The organism is Achromobacter sp. SX5 (assembly GCF_056711425.1).
In genome coordinates this window covers 1,374,045-1,388,929 of the sequence record NZ_CM160041.1, presented here as the reverse complement: position 1 = coordinate 1,388,929, position 14,885 = coordinate 1,374,045, and the positions used below count along the sequence as shown (strand labels likewise).

The following is a 14,885-nucleotide window of genomic DNA, read 5'->3' as shown; positions in this document are numbered from 1 at the left end:
GTTTGTGAGGGCGGCTTTTTTAAGGCTGCAGATCTATCCAGGTTTTTGCTCTTGGGAAATAGAGAGCGGCTCTGGCTTTGCGGCCGTCCAGGGCGGTTACCTGGGTGCAGTAGCGTTGCAGTTGTTCGCCGTGGCGTTGGCGCATGCGTTGGGCGAAGGCGGTGGCGGATTCGCCGGGATGGGGGCGGCCGGTTTTGTAGTCGACGATGAGCCAGCCGTCTTCGGTGCTCAGGGCCAGGTCGATGACGGAGACCTTGCCGGCGGCGTCGATGAGGGGCCATTCCCGGCGGGCGCCGGATTGCGAGAGCAGCCACAGGCCGCGTTCGTCGGCCAGGGTGGCTTGCAGGGTGTCCAGCACGGCTTCGGCGGCGGCGTCGGCCTGGCTGGCGGGGATGCCGGCGCGGGTGAGTTGGCGGCGCATGGCGGGCAGGCGGTCGGCCAGGGCCTGGGCGGGCCAGGCTTGGGCGCCGTCCTGGCCGATGCGGGCCAGCCAGGCGTGGGCCAGGGTGCCGATGGCGGCGTCGTAGCCGGCTTCGAGCTGCCAGGCGGGATGTTCGGCGCCCTCGCCCCAGGCGCCGCGCGCGGGAGCGGCGAAGCCGGGGCTGGCGACTTCGTCGGCCAGGCGCGCCAGTTGCGCCAGGCCCGCGCTGTCCACGCGCCGCAGCGGTTCGCCCTGCAGTTCGGGGCCGTCCTCGGCCTGCGGCGCGGTCTCGCCGTCCAGCGAGGGCGGCGTCGGCGCGGCCAGGCAGGGCCACAGGCGGCCCAGCAGGCTGGCCGGCGGCGGCGGCTTGACCTGGCCGCTGGCCTCGTCCACCGACAGGTGGCCCACCAGATGCAGGCGCTTGCGCGCACGCGTGGCGGCCACGTACAGCAGGCGGTCGACTTCATACGACGCACGGCGCGCTTCGCGCGCGCCGAGGTAGCGCGACACCGGGTCGGCTTCGGTTTCGGCGCGCGGCTTGACCGGGCCGAACAGCACGCGGCCGCCGCTGTGTTCGAAACGCACCAGCGGCGCCTGGTCGCCGCGCGGGGCGCGGTGCAGGCCGTACAGGATGACCGTCTCGAATTGCAGGCCCTTGGACTTGTGCATGGTCATGATCTCGACCGCGCCCGCGTCCTCGTCGGCCGCGTCCGGGGCGGCGAACAGGCGCGCGATGCCGGCGTCCAGCGCCGCGGCGTCGATGGCGCCGTGCGGCGCCAGCCGCTCGACTAGCTGGAACAGGCTTTCCGCGTCGTTGGCCACCGACACGCCGGCGTACAAGGACGGGCCGCCCAGGCGGCGCCACAGCGATTCGACCCAGGCGGCGAACGGCATCGCGCCCGAGGCGTTGCGCGTGTCCAGCAAGATGCCCGCCACCTGCCGCAGGCGCGCGAACTCGTCGGCGCCGAGCACGGCTTGCGCGGACGGCGTTTCCGGCGCGACGGGCGCCGCGTCGAACAACGAACCTTGCGGCCCGGCGCTGGCGGCCGCGGGCGCGGTCTGCGGCGTGATGCGCAGCGCGCGCTCCAGCAGCACCGGCACCGGCGTGATGTGGTCGTCGCCGAACAGCCGCTGCAGCGAAGTCAGCGTCAGGCCGCAGTACGGCGCGCGCAGCACCGACAGCCAGGCCAGGCGGTCGCCGGGATGCGACAAGGCGCGCACCAGCTGCACCAGGTCGGCCACCACCGGCCGCAGCGCCAGCGGCACCAGGTCCACCGCGCGGCAGCGTATGCCTTCCTGCGCCAGCCTGCGGGTCAGGTTGCCCAGGTGGCTGCGCGCGCGCACCAGCACCGCGACGGGATGCCTGGCGCCCTTGTGCTCGATCAGCGCCTGGCGCACCAGGTCCACCGCGATGTCCTCGGCCTGTTCCTCGGCGGCGGCCATTCCCTCGCGCGACCACGCGGGATGGAAGCGCACCGCCGGCTCCGGCAATGCCTCGTGAAACGCGGTCGACGGGCTGTAGGCGATGGCGCCGGCGGCCGCGTCGCTGCGCCGCGGCAGCAGTTGCGCGAACGACTGGTTGACCCATTCGACGATGCCGGCCTGCGAGCGGAAGTTGTCGGTGAGGTTGAGGAAGTCGGGCTTCAGCTCGCCCACGCCGATGTCCGCCACTTCCAGGAACAGGCCCACTTCGGCCTTGCGGAAGCGGTAGATCGATTGCATCGGATCGCCCACCAGGAACAGGCTGCGGCCGTCGCCGGCCTGCCAGCCCGAGGTCAGCGTGCGCAGCAGGTCCAGCTGCGTCTGGCTGGTGTCCTGGAATTCGTCGATGAGCAGATGGCGGATCGAGGCGTCGAGCTTCAGCAGCAGTTCGCCGGGATCGTCGGCGCTGCCCAGCGCGGCGGCGGCGCGCTGCGCGATCTCGATGAAATCCACTTCGCCCGTGTCGGCAAAGCGCAGCCGCAGCTGCGCCACCGCCAGCGCCAGCGTCATCAGCTGCGCGCCCAGCACTTCCCATTGCTCGTCGCTGAAATGCGGCGCGGGCACGTCGCGGATCGCGTGCAGGCGGCGCACCCATGGCGCGTCCGGGTCGGCGGCGTCCAGCCAGGCCACGAACGGTTCCTTGTGCGCGCATTTGGGCGGAAAGCCCAGGGTCTTGGTGACGGTCTTGCGCAAGGTGCCGGTGCCCGTCAGCAGCAGATGCGCCACGGCCTGCCATTGGTCCAGCATGTCGGCGTCGGGCAGCAGTTCTTCGGTCCAGTCCAGAAGCGCCTGCAGCTTGTTCTCGGCTTCGCCGTCCTGCAGGCAGGCGGCGGCCAGCCGCGCCGGGCTGCAAAGCGCCTCGGCCCAGCCATAAGGCATGGCCGCGCAAAGCGAGTCCAGGTCCTCGCCGATGGCCTCGGCCAGCATGGTTTCCAGCGCCTCGCGGTCGGAGCCGTGGCGCAGCAGCGGCAGCCATTGGTCGCGCTGGCCCAGCATGTCGGCGATGGCTTCCTTGGCCGCCTGCACGTCCACGTCCAGGTGCTTGAGCAGGATGCGCACGGCCTCGTAGTCGTCGGCCAGTTCCAGCGTGGCGCGGGCCGCGGCCTCGTAGTGCGCGCGCGCGTCGTCGGTGATCTCGGGCATGCCGCCCAGCTCCGACAGCCACGGCATGCTGCGCACCAGGCCGGCGCAGAACGAGTCGATGGTGCGGATGGCCAGCCGCGCCGGATGCTCCAGCAGGTGCCAGCCCAGCTCGTCGTTGCGCGCCAGGGCGGCGCGCGCGAGCTCCCAGCTGCGGCGTTCGTGCATGGCCTCGGGCGGGCCGTCCTGCCCGCGACGCAATTTGCTGAGCACGCGCGCGTGCATCTCGGAGGCGGCCTTGCGCGTGAAGGTGATGGCGACGATTTCTTCCGGACGGTTGACCGTGGCCAGCAGCGCCAGGATGCGGTCGGTCAGCAACTCGGTCTTGCCCGAGCCGGCGGGCGCCTGCACCAGGAAGGATCGCGTCGGGTCCAGCGCGGCGGCGCGCGCGGCGTGGTCGTGCGGCAGTCGTTCTTGTTCAGCCATGGATCAAGCGTCCTCGTCGTCCAGATGCAAACGCAGGAACGGCAATGCATCGCAGTATTTCAAGTCGTCGCGGCGGTAGGCCACGTTGGCCGCATGGCCCGCGACGTATTCATCGGCCAGCGCTTCGATGGCGGCGCGCCAGCGCTCGCGTATCTGCGGCCACGACAGGCCTTCGAAGAATTTGCTGTCGCTGGCCAGGGTCACGCCCTCCATGCCCAGGTCCTCGTCGGCCAGGCCGGCCACGGCGACCTGGCGCGCGTGGATCTGCGCCAGCACCAGGCCGGCCACGTCGCCGCCGGCGGCCTCGGCCAGCACCGAAGCGTAGAACGGCAGCTGCAGGTTCACGGGGCGGCTGCGCGACCAGTCCGGCTCGGGCCGGGCCGGGGCCGCGCCGGTCTTGTAGTCCACGATGACGTTGCGGCCGTCCTGCAGGCTGTCGATGCGGTCCAGCCGCAGCTTCAGCACCAGCGCGCCGCGCTGCCACTGATGGTTTTTTTCAACCTGGGCCACGGCGAACGGCAGGCGCTGCGCTTCCTTGTCGAGCCAGGCCGCCAGCACGGTCTGCGCGCGCTGGCACTCCAGCGTGCGCAAGGCCGGCGCGTAGTCTTTCAGTTCCTCGTCGGCGGCCTGCGCCACGGCCTGCGCCACCAGGTCCGGCAGGCGACGTTCAGCCATCAGCTCGTGCAGTTTTTCCTGGTCGGGCATCATGCCCCACAGCAGTTCCAGGGCCTTGTGCAGGAACTGGCCGCGCACGTTCACCCCGGCCGCATCGGCGTAGGAGGCCAGTTCGCGCCCGCCCAGGCGATGGCGCACGAAGGCCCACAGCGGGTTGCGCGCCTGCGTGTCCAGCACGTCCAGGCCGCCGCCGCCGCGATTGCCCGCCGCCAGCGGCGGGCCTTGCGTGTCGTCCAGCGATTCCTGCGGCAAGGCCGCCGGCGCCGGTTGCGCCGCGGGCGTCCAGTCGGTCAGGGGCGCGGCGGCGATCAGCGGCGACGGACGCAATTCGCGCTCGCCGTCCATGTGCGCGTGGCTGACGATGATCTCCGGCGCGCAGCGGCACAGCGCGGCGTACATGCCTTCGGCCCATTCGCGCTCGCGCTCCGGCGTGGCGCGCGGCGCCTTGGCCTGGCGCAGCACCGCCAGCGGCAGCAGCGGATTGGGCTTGGGCGAAGCGGGCAGCACGTCGTCGGTCAGGCCCAGTATCCAGACGCCGTCCCAGTAGCCGCCCTCGGCTTCCAGCAGGCCCAGCACGTCCAGGCGCGCCAGCGGATCGCGCTGCGGCTGGAACGAGGCGGACCGCGCCACACTCTCCAGCAGGTTGACGGCGGCCAGCCCGCCCAGGCGGCCCGCCGCCGGCGCCAGCGCGGAAAAACTGCCCAGCGCATCGCCCAGCGCGCCCATCACCTGGTAGCCCACGCTGTCGAGCACGGCTTCGCCCGGAAAGCCCAGCGCCGTCAGCGCGGCCTTCATGCGCAGCATCCAGACGTCGCAGGTGGCCTGCTTGCCGCCGCGCGTCCAGACTTCCATGGCCTGGTCCCAGGCCTGCGCCAGCGACGGCAGATCGGCCAGCAGCTTGCGCCAGTCCTGCGGGCTGACGTGCAGCTGCGCCTGGCGCCGCCAGCGCGCGTCGATCGAGGCCAGCCGCGCGCGGTCGCGCACGTCGCCGGCGCAATGCCCGCCCAGCAGCGCAGCGCCCAGCACTTCGACGCCGCAGCCCTTGCCCGGCGCGCATTCGGCCAGGGCGCGCAGCCAGGCGAGCGCGGCGCGCGCCATCGGCCATTCGTTCAGCGGCCGGCCCACCGCCACGTTGAAGGCATATGCGGCCTGGCCGCCGCGTCCGGCCAGGGCCTGGCTCAATACCCGCCGCGCGAAAGGCGATTCCGCCTCAAGCTGCGGCGACACGATGGCGTAGCGGCCATGCGGATTCTGCTTCAGGCGTTCGGCCGCCCAGGCCGCGGCGGCGCGCCATTGCGCCCCCTGGTCCGCGGCCTCGTAGCGGCGCGCCGCGGTTTCCACGCGCTGCGCATCGCGCCACTGCGCGACGGCCGCGCCCTGCGCTTCGAAGGCGCGCAGCAGGCGCCGGAACCGCGGCGACAGGTCGGTGAAACCGGCCAGCACCAGCTGCCGCGGGATGGGCAGCCGTCCATCCTCCAGCGCGCGCAGCACGCGCGCATAACCCTGGTTCGCGTCCTCGGCGTCGATGCCGGCCAGCACCTGGCGATAACGCTCGCGCCATCTGGCGAAGCCGCGGTATTCGTCGGTGTCCGCGCCCGAGGGCACATGGAGGTCCCACTCGTCCATGAGCAGGTCCGCGTCCATGGCCAGGCGCGCGGCCTGGCTGGCGTCGAGCAGTACGCGCTCGGCTTCTTCCGCCCGGATCGCCTCGGTCCACACCAGCTGCGTGGCGAAGCTGTCCAGCCGGTAGGCCGGCACGCCCTCATCGGCCTCGAATGCGAGCTCGTTGGCGGATTCGGCCAGCCAGGCCGACAGCGGCAGGATGCGCGGCAGTTCGCTGACCTGGCGCTCCTGGCGCAGCAGGCCGGCCAGCTCCAGCGTCAGGCGGCGCGACAGGCGGTTGTTGACGGTCAGCACCAAGGTGCCGGCGGCCGGCATGGCGCCGATTTCCGGCAGAGACAGATCGGGATGGATAGGCGAGGAGTCCTGCATGGGCACCCGGGACGCGCGCCCGCGGCGCGCGCCGATGAAGGAGAAAAATATCGCCGTAGGATACCGCGAGCCGGCGGCGCGGAACGCGCCGCCCGGGCACTGGAAACTAGAAGCCGCAAAGCGCGGCCAGGTTTTCCCAGTGGATCTGCATCTCGGGCGTGCTGTAGCCCCAGAAGGCCAGGCCGAGCAAGGCCGCCAGCGCCAGCCCGCCGGCCACGCGCCAGCCGCGGCGGCGGGACGAGGACGGCTGGACGGGTCTGGACGTCATGGCGGCTCCGGGTCAGGCGGGAACGGGCTGGGCCACCGGCTGCTCGCGCACCGGCAGGCACAGCAGCGCGGCGATGACGGCCAGCGCCACGCCCAGCCACCACACCAGGTCGTAGCTGCCGGTCCTGGCGTAGGCGTATCCGCCCAGCCAGACGCCGATGAAGCTGCCGATCTGGTGGCCCAGGAACACGATGCCCGACAGCGTGGCCGCATAGCGCAGGCCGTAGATCTGCCCGATCAGGCCCTGCGTGAGCGGCACCGTTCCCAGCCAGAACAGGCCCATCCAGGCGGCGAAGGCATACAGCACCCAGGGCGACAGCGGCAGCCACAGCAACAGCAGGATGCCGAAGGCGCGCATGCCGTACACCGCGGCCAGCAGGCGCTTCTTGCTGTACTTGCCGCCCAGCTTGCCGGCATAGAACGAACCCAGCACGTTGAACAGCCCGATCAGCGCGATGGCGGTGGCGCCGTGCCCCGCCGTCAGGCCGCCATCGGTAACGTAGGCCGGCAGGTGCAGCGTGATGAACGCCGTGTGGAAGCCGCAGACGAAGTAGCTCCAGAACAGGAAATGGAACGACGGATGGCGCACGGCCTGCTTGACCGCGGCGGCCAGCGACTGCTGCGGACCCGAATGGGCCTGCGGCCGGCCGCGCAGGAAATAGGCCAGCGGCGCGCCGCAGGCGACGAACAGCGACAGCACCCACAGCGCGCCCGGCCAGTCCAGCCCGCTGATCAGCAGCTGGCCGGTGGGCACCACGGCGAACTGCCCCATCGAGCCGCCCGCGCTGGCGATGCCCATGGCGGTGCTGCGATAGGCCGGCGGCACCGAACGGGCCACCACCGGCAGGATCACCGGAAACGTCGTGCCCGCCTGCCCCAGCCCGACCAGCACGCCGGCGGTCAGGTACAGCGTGGTCTCGTCGGTGGCGAAGCGCGTGCCGATCATGCCCAGCATGTACAGCAGCGCCCCCAGGGCGATGGTGCGGCCCGAACCGTATCGGTCGGCCAGGATGCCCATGAAAATACAGGCCACGCCCCACACCAGGTTCTGCAGCGCGAACGCCATGGAAAACACTTCGCGGCCCCAGCCGTGGGCCAGCCCCATCGGTTGCATGAACAGGCCGAAGGTGGCGCGCACGCCCATGGCAAGCAGCACGACCAGCGTGCCCAGCGCAATGGTGCGCATGGAAATCGTATCGGATGGGTTGGACATGAAATCCGTGTCTCGTTGTTTTTGGTTTTCCGCCCCCTCCTCGGAGCGGTCCGGCGCAGCGGGCCGGATCAAACATCATATACAACTTCCGGCGCCGGCTTCGCAGCGCCGCGGCGGTTCGGATCGGGGATGGGGAAGGAGGCGGGGCTGAAGCGCCCGGGGCAATGATGGGAGGTGGCGTCTCCGACAGGAATCGAACCTGTATCTAGGACTTAGGAGGTCCTTGTTCTATCCATTGAACTACGGAGACACACCAAGCGCGGCATTGTATCGCTTTTATCGCGCGGCAATGGAAAAGCCCTGCGGACGCTACGGCCTGAGGGCGCGGACGGGCCGGCGCGCAAGCCTGGTCTTGAAATCCTGCCGCGTATCGCAGATCAGATGGATGTAGACGGTATCGCCCAGCACTTCATAGATCACGCGGTTCCTGGCGACGATGATTTCCAGGAAATGCATGGCCGGCAGTTCGGCCGGGGCATGGCTGGCGTGGGGAAACCGCTCAAGATTCAAAATGGCTTTTTTGATCCTGGCGTACGCATCCAGCCATACGGCCTGGGAGAAGCGCTTTCTGATGTAGCGGCGGATTTCATGGAGATCATCGACGGCGGACTGGAGAAAGACCACCTTGCCACTCATTGCCCGTCGTCCTGATCCATGGCCTCGATTCGGGCGAAGACGTCCTCCGCGGCAACGATCTTTCCTTCCTCGATCTGCGCGCGGCCCTGGGCCAGGAGCTGCAGCAGCGCCATGGCCTGCTCCTGCTCTTCGTAGCTCTGGACGTCCATGACGACCAGCTTGGCTTCGCCATTTTGCGTGATGAGCATCGGCTCGCGGCTCTCGGAGATGTCCTTCACGATCTGGGCGGTATGGCTTTTCAGGTAACTGATTGGCTTGACCTGGGTGGAGTACTTCATGGGCTGCTCCGGCGGATTCGGCAAGACCAATCATAGTCTTAATTCAGTCTTTCCCGTCTGACGCGGCCCGCGTTCAGCCAAATGAGGGTTAATCCGGGCTACGCTCACGCGCCGTACGCCGTTAGCGTCTCGTGACGCGTCTTGTGACGATTCCGGGCATGCGTCAATACGTCACTATTATTTTTTTCATCGATGATAGCGAATCGTCTTGCGCATCACTTGAAATTGCTGTTTAAATTCGACGCGTAAGCCACTAATTCATTTCGACTTTTCCTGAACCGACGGAACGCCGGCTTAAGAAATATTTGTTCACACACTGACAAGCCTGCTCAGACCATGGCATTTTCCTGGAAACGTGCGATTGCGAACGCGATAGCGCCGATGGCGCTGGCGATGTGCGCGCTCCTGCCCTCCGCGGCGCTGGCCGCCAAGAACACCGATCCCTGCAAGACCAACGCGAAGTCGTCGGCCTGCAAGGCGCAGCAGGCCAAGAAGGCGCCTGCCGCCAAGAAAACCCCTCCCAAGACCTCCTCGGCCAAGGCCGCGCCCAAGAGCTCGTCGGCCAAGAAGGCCGCCGCGTCCAAGAGCGGCAAGCAGGTCGCCTCCAAGAGTCCGCCCAAAAAACGCGGCGCAGCCAGCAAGGGCGGCAAGTCCAACAAGCCGTCGCGGGCGCAACGCGCGGCGGTGGCGGCCAGCTCGGCCGCCATGCCGCCGCCGGCCGCCTCCACGCGCGCCGAAGTGGCCGCCCTGCGTTCCAGCACCGCCTATGTGCAGGACCTGGAGACGTCCACGGTCATCTTCGCCAAGAACGAAAACGTGGTGCGTCCCATCGCTTCCATCTCCAAGCTGATGACCGCCGTGGTGGTGGTCGACGCCAACCTGCCGATGGACGAGATGCTGGAGATCACCGACGAAGACATCGACGGCCTCAAGCACACCACCTCGCGGCTGCGCGTGGGCACCAAGCTGTCGCGCGGCGACATGCTGCACCTGGCGCTGATGTCCTCGGAAAACCGCGCCGCCAACGCGCTGGGCCGCAACTACCCGGGCGGCCTGCCGGCCTTCGTGGCCGCCATGAACGCCAAGGCGCAGGCGCTGGGCATGACCAGCACGCGCTTCATCGAACCCACCGGCCTGTCCAGCGACAACGTGTCCTCGCCGCACGACCTGGCCCGGCTGCTGCGCGCCGCCGCCCAGCGTCCGCTGATCCACCGCTACTCCACCGACACCGAGTACGAGGTCGAGGTCAACAACCGCACGCAGACGTTCCGCAACACCAATCTGCTGGTGCGCAAGCCCGACTGGGACATCAAGGTGTCCAAGACCGGCTACATCAACGAAGCCGGCGAATGCCTGGTGATGCTGGCCCGCATCAACGGCCGCGATCTGGCCATCGTGCTGCTGGATTCGCAGGGCAAGCTCTCGCGCATCGGCGACGCCGTGCGCATCCGCCGCATCGTGCAGAACGAAGTGGCGCTGGCTTCGATACAGTCGGGCGGTTGAAGCCGGCCGATGGGTGGCGCGCGTTGAGCGCCTGAGTTCTTGTTCGGGCCATCGGGCGCGACACCCATCACACCGCCAGCCCCTCCAGCACCGCGCGGGCGTCGAGCGAGCCGATCGGCACCGCCCGGTCGCGCGGAATCCTGCCTTCGGCCTGCAAGAGCTGGTAGCGCAGGCAGCACACCCTCAGAAACGAAGTGAAGTTGGCGGCCTCGCCCCGGTAGGCGATGAGCTCGTCGTACAGGCGTTCGATCAGCTGCGTCACGCGCATGCCGTCGCGGCTCGCGATTTCTTCCAGCACGTCCCAGAACAGCTGTTCGAGCCGCAGGCTGGTGGCCACGCCGTGCAGGCGCAGCGAGCGGGACGCGGGAGTGTAGGACTGCTCGCTGGCGCGGATGAAGATTTCACACATGGGAGATCCTTGGCTCGGGGCGAGTCGTACGCCCGGGGCCACTGTAAGCGGTTTGTCGGCAGGCCGGCAAGACGCGGCCAAAGCTGATATAAATCATTGCAGGCAAAACGCACGCGTTCGAGGATAACGATACTGATCGGACTTCGGAGGTAGTGATGGACAAGACCATGAAAGCGGCGGTGGCCCGGGCGTTCGGCCAGCCCCTGGCGATCGAGGAAGTCGCGGTGCCGCGCCCCGGCCCGGGCGAGCTGCTGGTGAAGATCGAGGCCTGCGGCGTCTGCCACACCGACCTGCACGCCGTCGAGGGCGACTGGCCCGTCAAACCCAATCCCCCCTTCATTCCCGGCCACGAAGGCGTGGGCCACGTGGTGGCGGTGGGCGCCGGCGTCACCCACGTGAAGGAAGGCGACCGCGTCGGCATCCCCTGGCTGTATTCCGCCTGCGGGCACTGCGAACATTGCCTGGGCGGCTGGGAAACCCTGTGCGAACAGCAGCAGAACACGGGCTATTCGGTCAACGGCGGCTTCGCCGAATACGCGCTGGCGGCCGCCGACTACGTCGGGCTGCTGCCCGGCAACGTGGGCTTCGTCGAGATCGCGCCGGTGCTGTGCGCCGGCGTCACGGTGTACAAGGGACTGAAGATGACGGACACGCGGCCGGGCAACTGGGTCGTGATCTCCGGCATCGGCGGGCTGGGCCACATGGCGGTGCAATACGCCAAGGCCATGGGGCTGAACGTCGCGGCGGTGGACATCGACGACGCCAAGCTGGACTTCGCGCGCCGCCTGGGCGCCGAGGTCGCGGTCAACGCCAGCACCACCGATCCGGCCGCCTATCTCAAGCGCGAAATCGGCGGCGCGCACGGCGCGCTCATCACGGCGGTCTCGCCCAAGGCGTTCGAGCAGGCGCTGGGCATGGTGCGCCGCGGCGGAACCGTGTCGCTCAACGGGCTGCCCCCGGGCGACTTCCCGCTGTCGATCTTCGACATGGTGCTCAACGGCGTGACGGTGCGCGGCTCCATCGTGGGATCGCGCCTGGATCTGCAGGAATCGCTGCAGTTCGCCGCCGAAGGCAAGGTGCACGCCACGGTCGCCACCGAGCGGCTGGAGAACGTCAATGAGGTGTTCGACCGCATGCGCCGCGGCCAGATCGAAGGCCGCATCGTGCTCGACTTCGCCTGAAGCCGTCCGCACCGCGGCCAAGGCGCCCCGAAGCGGGCGCCTTTTTCATGCGCGTCAGGGAACGATCTTGGTGCCCAGCAGCGCCAGGAACTGGGACAGCCAGGCCGGATGCGCGGGCCAGGCGGGCGCGGTCACCAGGTTGCCGTCGGTATAGGCCTGGTCGATCCCGATTTCGGCATAGGTGCCCCCGGCCAGGCGCACTTCCGGCGCGCAGGCCGGGTAGGCCGAGCAGGTGCGTCCCTTCAGGATGCCGGCGGCGGCCAGCAGCTGCGCGCCGTGGCACACGGCGGCGATGGGCTTGCCGGCCTGGTCGAAGACGCGCACGATCTCCAGCACTTTTTCGTTCAGCCGCAGGTATTCCGGCGCGCGCCCGCCCGGGATGACCAGGCCGTCGTACGACGCGGCCTCGACCCGGTCGAAATCGAAATTGAGCGTGAAATTGTGACCGCGCTTTTCGCTATAGGTCTGGTCGCCCTCGAAATCGTGGATGGCCGTGGCGACGGTGTCGCCGGCCTTCTTGTCCGGGCATACCGCATGCACCATGTGCCCCACCGCCAGCAGGGTCTGGAACGGCACCATGGTTTCGTAGTCCTCGGCGTAGTCGCCGACCAGCATCAACAGTCGCTTGCTCATGAGGGTCTCCTGGGTTTGGGCGCCCGGTGGTCCGGGTTCCGGTTTGAAGCCCTATTGTGGCCCCGCGGCTGGCCCGGCTGGTGGTAAAGGAATACCACGGGCTGCCGCGCGCGACCCGCCCTACTGCTCCAGCGCGACCGACACCGCGCGGGCGCCCAGCAGGCTGACCAGCACCTTGGGATCGATGCCTATCAGGTAGCCGCGCCGTCCGCCGTTGATGTAGACCACCGGATACTCCAGCACCTGCGCCTCGACCCAGACCGGCATCTTCTTGCGCGTGCCGAACGGCGAGGTGCCGCCGACCTGGTAGCCGGAATGGCGCTGCGCGACCTCGGGCTTGCAGGGCTCGACTTTCTTCAGGCCCGCCTGCCGCGCCAGGTTCTTGGTGGAGACTTCGCGGTCGCCGTGCATGACGATGACCAGCGGCCTGGCGGACTCGTCTTCCATGATCAGGGTCTTGACCACCGCATGCGGGTCCAGGCCCAGCTGGCGCGCGGCCTCGCCGGCGCCGCCGTGGTCCACGTAATCGTAGGTGTGCTCGGTGTAGGCCACTTTGTGTTGCTTGAGGAGCTGGGTGGCGGGGGTTTCGGAAACGTGGCGGGCTTTGCTCATGGAGGGGCGCAACAGCGGTATCGGAAGGCACGGACTAGCCGCGGGGATGGTGGGCCGCATGCAGCGCCTTCAGGCGCTCGCGGGCGACGTGGGTATAGATCTGCGTGGTGGAGATGTCGGCATGGCCCAGCAGCATCTGCACCACGCGCAGGTCCGCGCCGTGGTTCAGCAGGTGCGTGGCGAAGGCGTGGCGCAGCACGTGCGGCGACAGCGGAGCGCGGATGTCGGCCAGCAGGGCGTACTTCTTGACCAGCTGCCAGAACGCCTGGCGCGACATCGGCTCGGCGCGGCCGGTGATGAAAAGCGCATCGTTCACGCGGCCGGCCGCCAGTTCCGGCCGCCCGCTCTGGAGGTAGCGGTCGATCCAGTGCGCGGCTTCGGCGCCCAGCGGCACCAGGCGGTCCTTGCCGCCCTTGCCCAGCACCACGCGCACCACGCCCTCGTTGAGGCTCACGTCCAGGGTGCGCACGCCCACCAGTTCGGACACGCGCAGGCCGGTGGCGTACAGGGTTTCCAGCATGGCGCGGTCGCGCAGGCCGCGGGCCTGTTGCAGGTCGGGCGCGCGCAGCAAGGCGTCCACCTGCTGCTCGGACAGCGTCTTGGGCATGCGCGGCGGCTGCTTGGCCGCCACCAGGGTCAGGCAGGGATCGCGCTGGCAGCGGTGTTCGCGCAGCGCCCAGGCATAGAAGCGGCGCAGCGCCGCCAGCCTGCGGTTGGCGGTGGTGGCCCGGGTTTCCTCGTGGCGGAAGGCGAACCAGGCCTCGATGTCGGCCTTGTCCGCGTCGCGCAGCGGCTTGGCCGGCCCCGCCGGCGGCGCCTGGATCTGCTCGGCCTGGCCGTGGCGGTCGGCCATTTCGCGGGCATAGGCCTCGGGGTCTTCGAGCCAGCGGGCGAAGCCCGTCAGGTCGCGCCGGTAGGCGGCCAGGGTGTTGGCCGACAGGCCGTCCTCGAGCCAGACGGCGTCGATGAAAGCGTCGATGTCGGCCTGCGAGGCCAGCGGCGGTCGGGTGTCGGGCATGATGGGAGGATTCTACGGCTCAGCGCTGGTCGGCGGCGGCGGACTTCAGCCAGTTTTCGAAGAGCCTGAGCGCCTCGGACCGCTCGCTGCGCTGCGGATAGCCGAAGTAATAGCCCTGGCTGACCGCCAGCGCCTGCGCCACCGGCATCGCCAGCGCGCCCCGGTCCAGCGCCGGCTGGGCCAGGAAGCGCGGCATCAGGCCCACGCCCAGGCCGGCCTGCACCGCCGCCATCACCATGGTGAACAGTTCGTAGCGGGGGCCGCCGGCGGCCTGCGGGCCATAGAGATAACCATTGGCGCCATACCACTGGCGCCACGCCTCCGGACGCGACGCCAGGTGCAGGTGGGTCATGCCGGCCAGCGCGCTGGCCCCGGCTTCGGCCGCGCGCGCGGCCAGTTCGGGCGCGCATACCGGAATCAGCTCGCGCTCGGGAAACAGCAGCACGCCCTGGGTGCCCGGCCACAGGCCGTCGCCGTGGTAGAGCGCGCCGTCGAAGGGCTGGTCCTTGAACTGGAAAGGCAGCGTGCGCACCGACAGGCTGACGGTGATGTCGCCATGCGCGCGCTGGAAATCGGCCAGCCGCGGAATCAGCCAGGTGGTCGCCAGGGTGGGCACCACGGCGATGTGGATGCTGCGGCCCATACCGGTGCGGCTGACCAGGCCGAAGGTGTCTTTTTCGATCTGGTCCAGGTGGTGGCGGATGCGGCCCGCGTATTCCGCGCCATGATCGGTCAGCACGATGCGCCGGCGCACCCGGGTAAAGAGCTGCACCCCCAGGCGCGCCTCCAGGCTGGCCACCTGCCGGTAGACGGCGCTGTGCGTCAGGGACAGTTCCTCGGCCGCGCGCGAAAAGCTGCCCAGGCGGGCCGAGGCTTCGAACGCCTGCAGGGCGCTCAGGTTGGGAATGCCGTTTCTCATGGGGCAGGAAGCATGCCGCGGCGCAACATCGGGATGTCGTGCCCGTGGGTCAATAGATTGTGCAATTTTATCAATTGCAT

Annotated in this window: 13 protein-coding genes and 1 tRNA gene; 2 read left to right on the top strand and 12 right to left on the bottom strand. The window is 69.2% G+C overall.

Going from position 1 to position 14,885, the window contains the following annotated elements:
- Window positions 1–19 precede the first annotated feature (19 nt).
- The 7 genes from AC1M14_RS06520 to AC1M14_RS06490 all read right to left on the bottom strand — a co-directional run bounded on the left by AC1M14_RS06520 (window position 20) and on the right by AC1M14_RS06490 (window position 8,530).
- Window positions 20–3,469 carry a UvrD-helicase domain-containing protein gene (locus AC1M14_RS06520; protein ID WP_479731237.1) on the bottom strand — a complete coding sequence of 1,150 codons (3,450 nt, stop codon included), beginning with the start codon at window positions 3,467–3,469 and terminating at the stop codon, window positions 20–22.
- A gap of 3 nt (window positions 3,470–3,472) precedes the next feature.
- Window positions 3,473–6,136, bottom strand: a complete 2,664-nt coding sequence (locus AC1M14_RS06515) for a PD-(D/E)XK nuclease family protein (RefSeq protein WP_209165791.1) — start codon at window positions 6,134–6,136, stop codon at window positions 3,473–3,475.
- 106 nt (window positions 6,137–6,242) lie between these two features.
- Complete coding sequence (locus AC1M14_RS06510; RefSeq protein ID WP_168202161.1) at window positions 6,243–6,404, bottom strand: hypothetical protein; 162 nt, start codon at window positions 6,402–6,404, stop codon at window positions 6,243–6,245.
- A gap of 12 nt (window positions 6,405–6,416) precedes the next feature.
- A complete protein-coding gene (locus tag AC1M14_RS06505; RefSeq protein WP_102773591.1) occupies window positions 6,417–7,616 on the bottom strand; it encodes an MFS transporter in 1,200 nt (399 codons plus the stop codon).
- A gap of 175 nt (window positions 7,617–7,791) precedes the next feature.
- Window positions 7,792–7,866 (bottom strand) — tRNA-Arg (locus tag AC1M14_RS06500).
- A 59-nt stretch (window positions 7,867–7,925) separates the two neighbouring features.
- Window positions 7,926–8,252: a type II toxin-antitoxin system RelE/ParE family toxin gene (locus tag AC1M14_RS06495; protein WP_479731236.1), complete on the bottom strand. Its 327-nt coding sequence runs from the start codon at window positions 8,250–8,252 to the stop codon at window positions 7,926–7,928.
- Window positions 8,249–8,530 carry a type II toxin-antitoxin system Phd/YefM family antitoxin gene (locus tag AC1M14_RS06490; RefSeq protein WP_479731235.1) on the bottom strand — a complete coding sequence of 94 codons (282 nt, stop codon included), beginning with the start codon at window positions 8,528–8,530 and terminating at the stop codon, window positions 8,249–8,251. The genes AC1M14_RS06495 and AC1M14_RS06490 overlap by 4 nt, the downstream gene beginning before the upstream one ends.
- Window positions 8,531–8,866: 336 nt before the next feature.
- Between AC1M14_RS06490 and pbpG the strand changes: the two genes are divergently transcribed.
- Window positions 8,867–10,033, top strand: coding sequence for a D-alanyl-D-alanine endopeptidase (pbpG, locus tag AC1M14_RS06485; RefSeq protein ID WP_168202162.1), 1,167 nt, complete (start codon window positions 8,867–8,869; stop codon window positions 10,031–10,033).
- Window positions 10,034–10,100: 67 nt separating this feature from the next.
- Here the strand turns inward: pbpG and AC1M14_RS06480 are convergent, their stop codons facing one another.
- Window positions 10,101–10,442 (bottom strand): ribbon-helix-helix domain-containing protein, encoded by a 342-nt coding sequence (locus AC1M14_RS06480; RefSeq protein ID WP_102773594.1) that lies wholly within the window; start codon window positions 10,440–10,442, stop codon window positions 10,101–10,103.
- A gap of 155 nt (window positions 10,443–10,597) precedes the next feature.
- Between AC1M14_RS06480 and adhP the strand changes: the two genes are divergently transcribed.
- Window positions 10,598–11,623 carry an alcohol dehydrogenase AdhP gene (gene adhP, locus AC1M14_RS06475; protein WP_102773595.1) on the top strand — a complete coding sequence of 342 codons (1,026 nt, stop codon included), beginning with the start codon at window positions 10,598–10,600 and terminating at the stop codon, window positions 11,621–11,623.
- A gap of 54 nt (window positions 11,624–11,677) precedes the next feature.
- Here the strand turns inward: adhP and AC1M14_RS06470 are convergent, their stop codons facing one another.
- The 4 genes from AC1M14_RS06470 to AC1M14_RS06455 form a co-directional block, all read right to left on the bottom strand.
- The gene (locus tag AC1M14_RS06470) at window positions 11,678–12,256 is read right to left on the bottom strand and encodes a DJ-1/PfpI family protein (protein ID WP_479731234.1); all 579 of its coding nucleotides are present in this window, start codon (window positions 12,254–12,256) and stop codon (window positions 11,678–11,680) included.
- 120 nt (window positions 12,257–12,376) lie between these two features.
- On the bottom strand, window positions 12,377–12,868 hold the full coding sequence (ybaK, locus tag AC1M14_RS06465; protein ID WP_102773597.1) for a Cys-tRNA(Pro) deacylase: 492 nt from the start codon (window positions 12,866–12,868) through the stop codon (window positions 12,377–12,379).
- 34 nt (window positions 12,869–12,902) lie between these two features.
- The gene (gene xerD / locus AC1M14_RS06460) at window positions 12,903–13,886 is read right to left on the bottom strand and encodes a site-specific tyrosine recombinase XerD (RefSeq protein WP_479731233.1); all 984 of its coding nucleotides are present in this window, start codon (window positions 13,884–13,886) and stop codon (window positions 12,903–12,905) included.
- A gap of 19 nt (window positions 13,887–13,905) precedes the next feature.
- The gene (locus AC1M14_RS06455) at window positions 13,906–14,805 is read right to left on the bottom strand and encodes a LysR substrate-binding domain-containing protein (protein WP_102773599.1); all 900 of its coding nucleotides are present in this window, start codon (window positions 14,803–14,805) and stop codon (window positions 13,906–13,908) included.
- Between the last annotated feature and the right edge of the window lie 80 nt (window positions 14,806–14,885).

Bases quoted from the DNA above. Each gene is read 5' to 3' on its own strand.
- AC1M14_RS06490 (WP_479731235.1), bottom strand. From the start codon at position 8,530: ATGAAGTACTCCACCCAGGTCAAGCCAATCAGTTACCTGAAAAGCCAT.
- AC1M14_RS06455 (WP_102773599.1), bottom strand. From the start codon at position 14,805: ATGAGAAACGGCATTCCCAACCTGAGCGCCCTGCAGGCGTTCGAAGCC.
- ybaK (WP_102773597.1), bottom strand. From the start codon at position 12,868: ATGAGCAAAGCCCGCCACGTTTCCGAAACCCCCGCCACCCAGCTCCTC.
- AC1M14_RS06470 (WP_479731234.1), bottom strand. From the start codon at position 12,256: ATGAGCAAGCGACTGTTGATGCTGGTCGGCGACTACGCCGAGGACTAC.
- xerD (WP_479731233.1), bottom strand. From the start codon at position 13,886: ATGCCCGACACCCGACCGCCGCTGGCCTCGCAGGCCGACATCGACGCT.
- pbpG (WP_168202162.1), top strand. From the start codon at position 8,867: ATGGCATTTTCCTGGAAACGTGCGATTGCGAACGCGATAGCGCCGATG.
- adhP (WP_102773595.1), top strand. From the start codon at position 10,598: ATGGACAAGACCATGAAAGCGGCGGTGGCCCGGGCGTTCGGCCAGCCC.
- AC1M14_RS06510 (WP_168202161.1), bottom strand. From the start codon at position 6,404: ATGACGTCCAGACCCGTCCAGCCGTCCTCGTCCCGCCGCCGCGGCTGG.
- AC1M14_RS06515 (WP_209165791.1), bottom strand. From the start codon at position 6,136: ATGCAGGACTCCTCGCCTATCCATCCCGATCTGTCTCTGCCGGAAATC.
- AC1M14_RS06520 (WP_479731237.1), bottom strand. From the start codon at position 3,469: ATGGCTGAACAAGAACGACTGCCGCACGACCACGCCGCGCGCGCCGCC.
- AC1M14_RS06495 (WP_479731236.1), bottom strand. From the start codon at position 8,252: ATGAGTGGCAAGGTGGTCTTTCTCCAGTCCGCCGTCGATGATCTCCAT.
- AC1M14_RS06480 (WP_102773594.1), bottom strand. From the start codon at position 10,442: ATGTGTGAAATCTTCATCCGCGCCAGCGAGCAGTCCTACACTCCCGCG.
- AC1M14_RS06505 (WP_102773591.1), bottom strand. From the start codon at position 7,616: ATGTCCAACCCATCCGATACGATTTCCATGCGCACCATTGCGCTGGGC.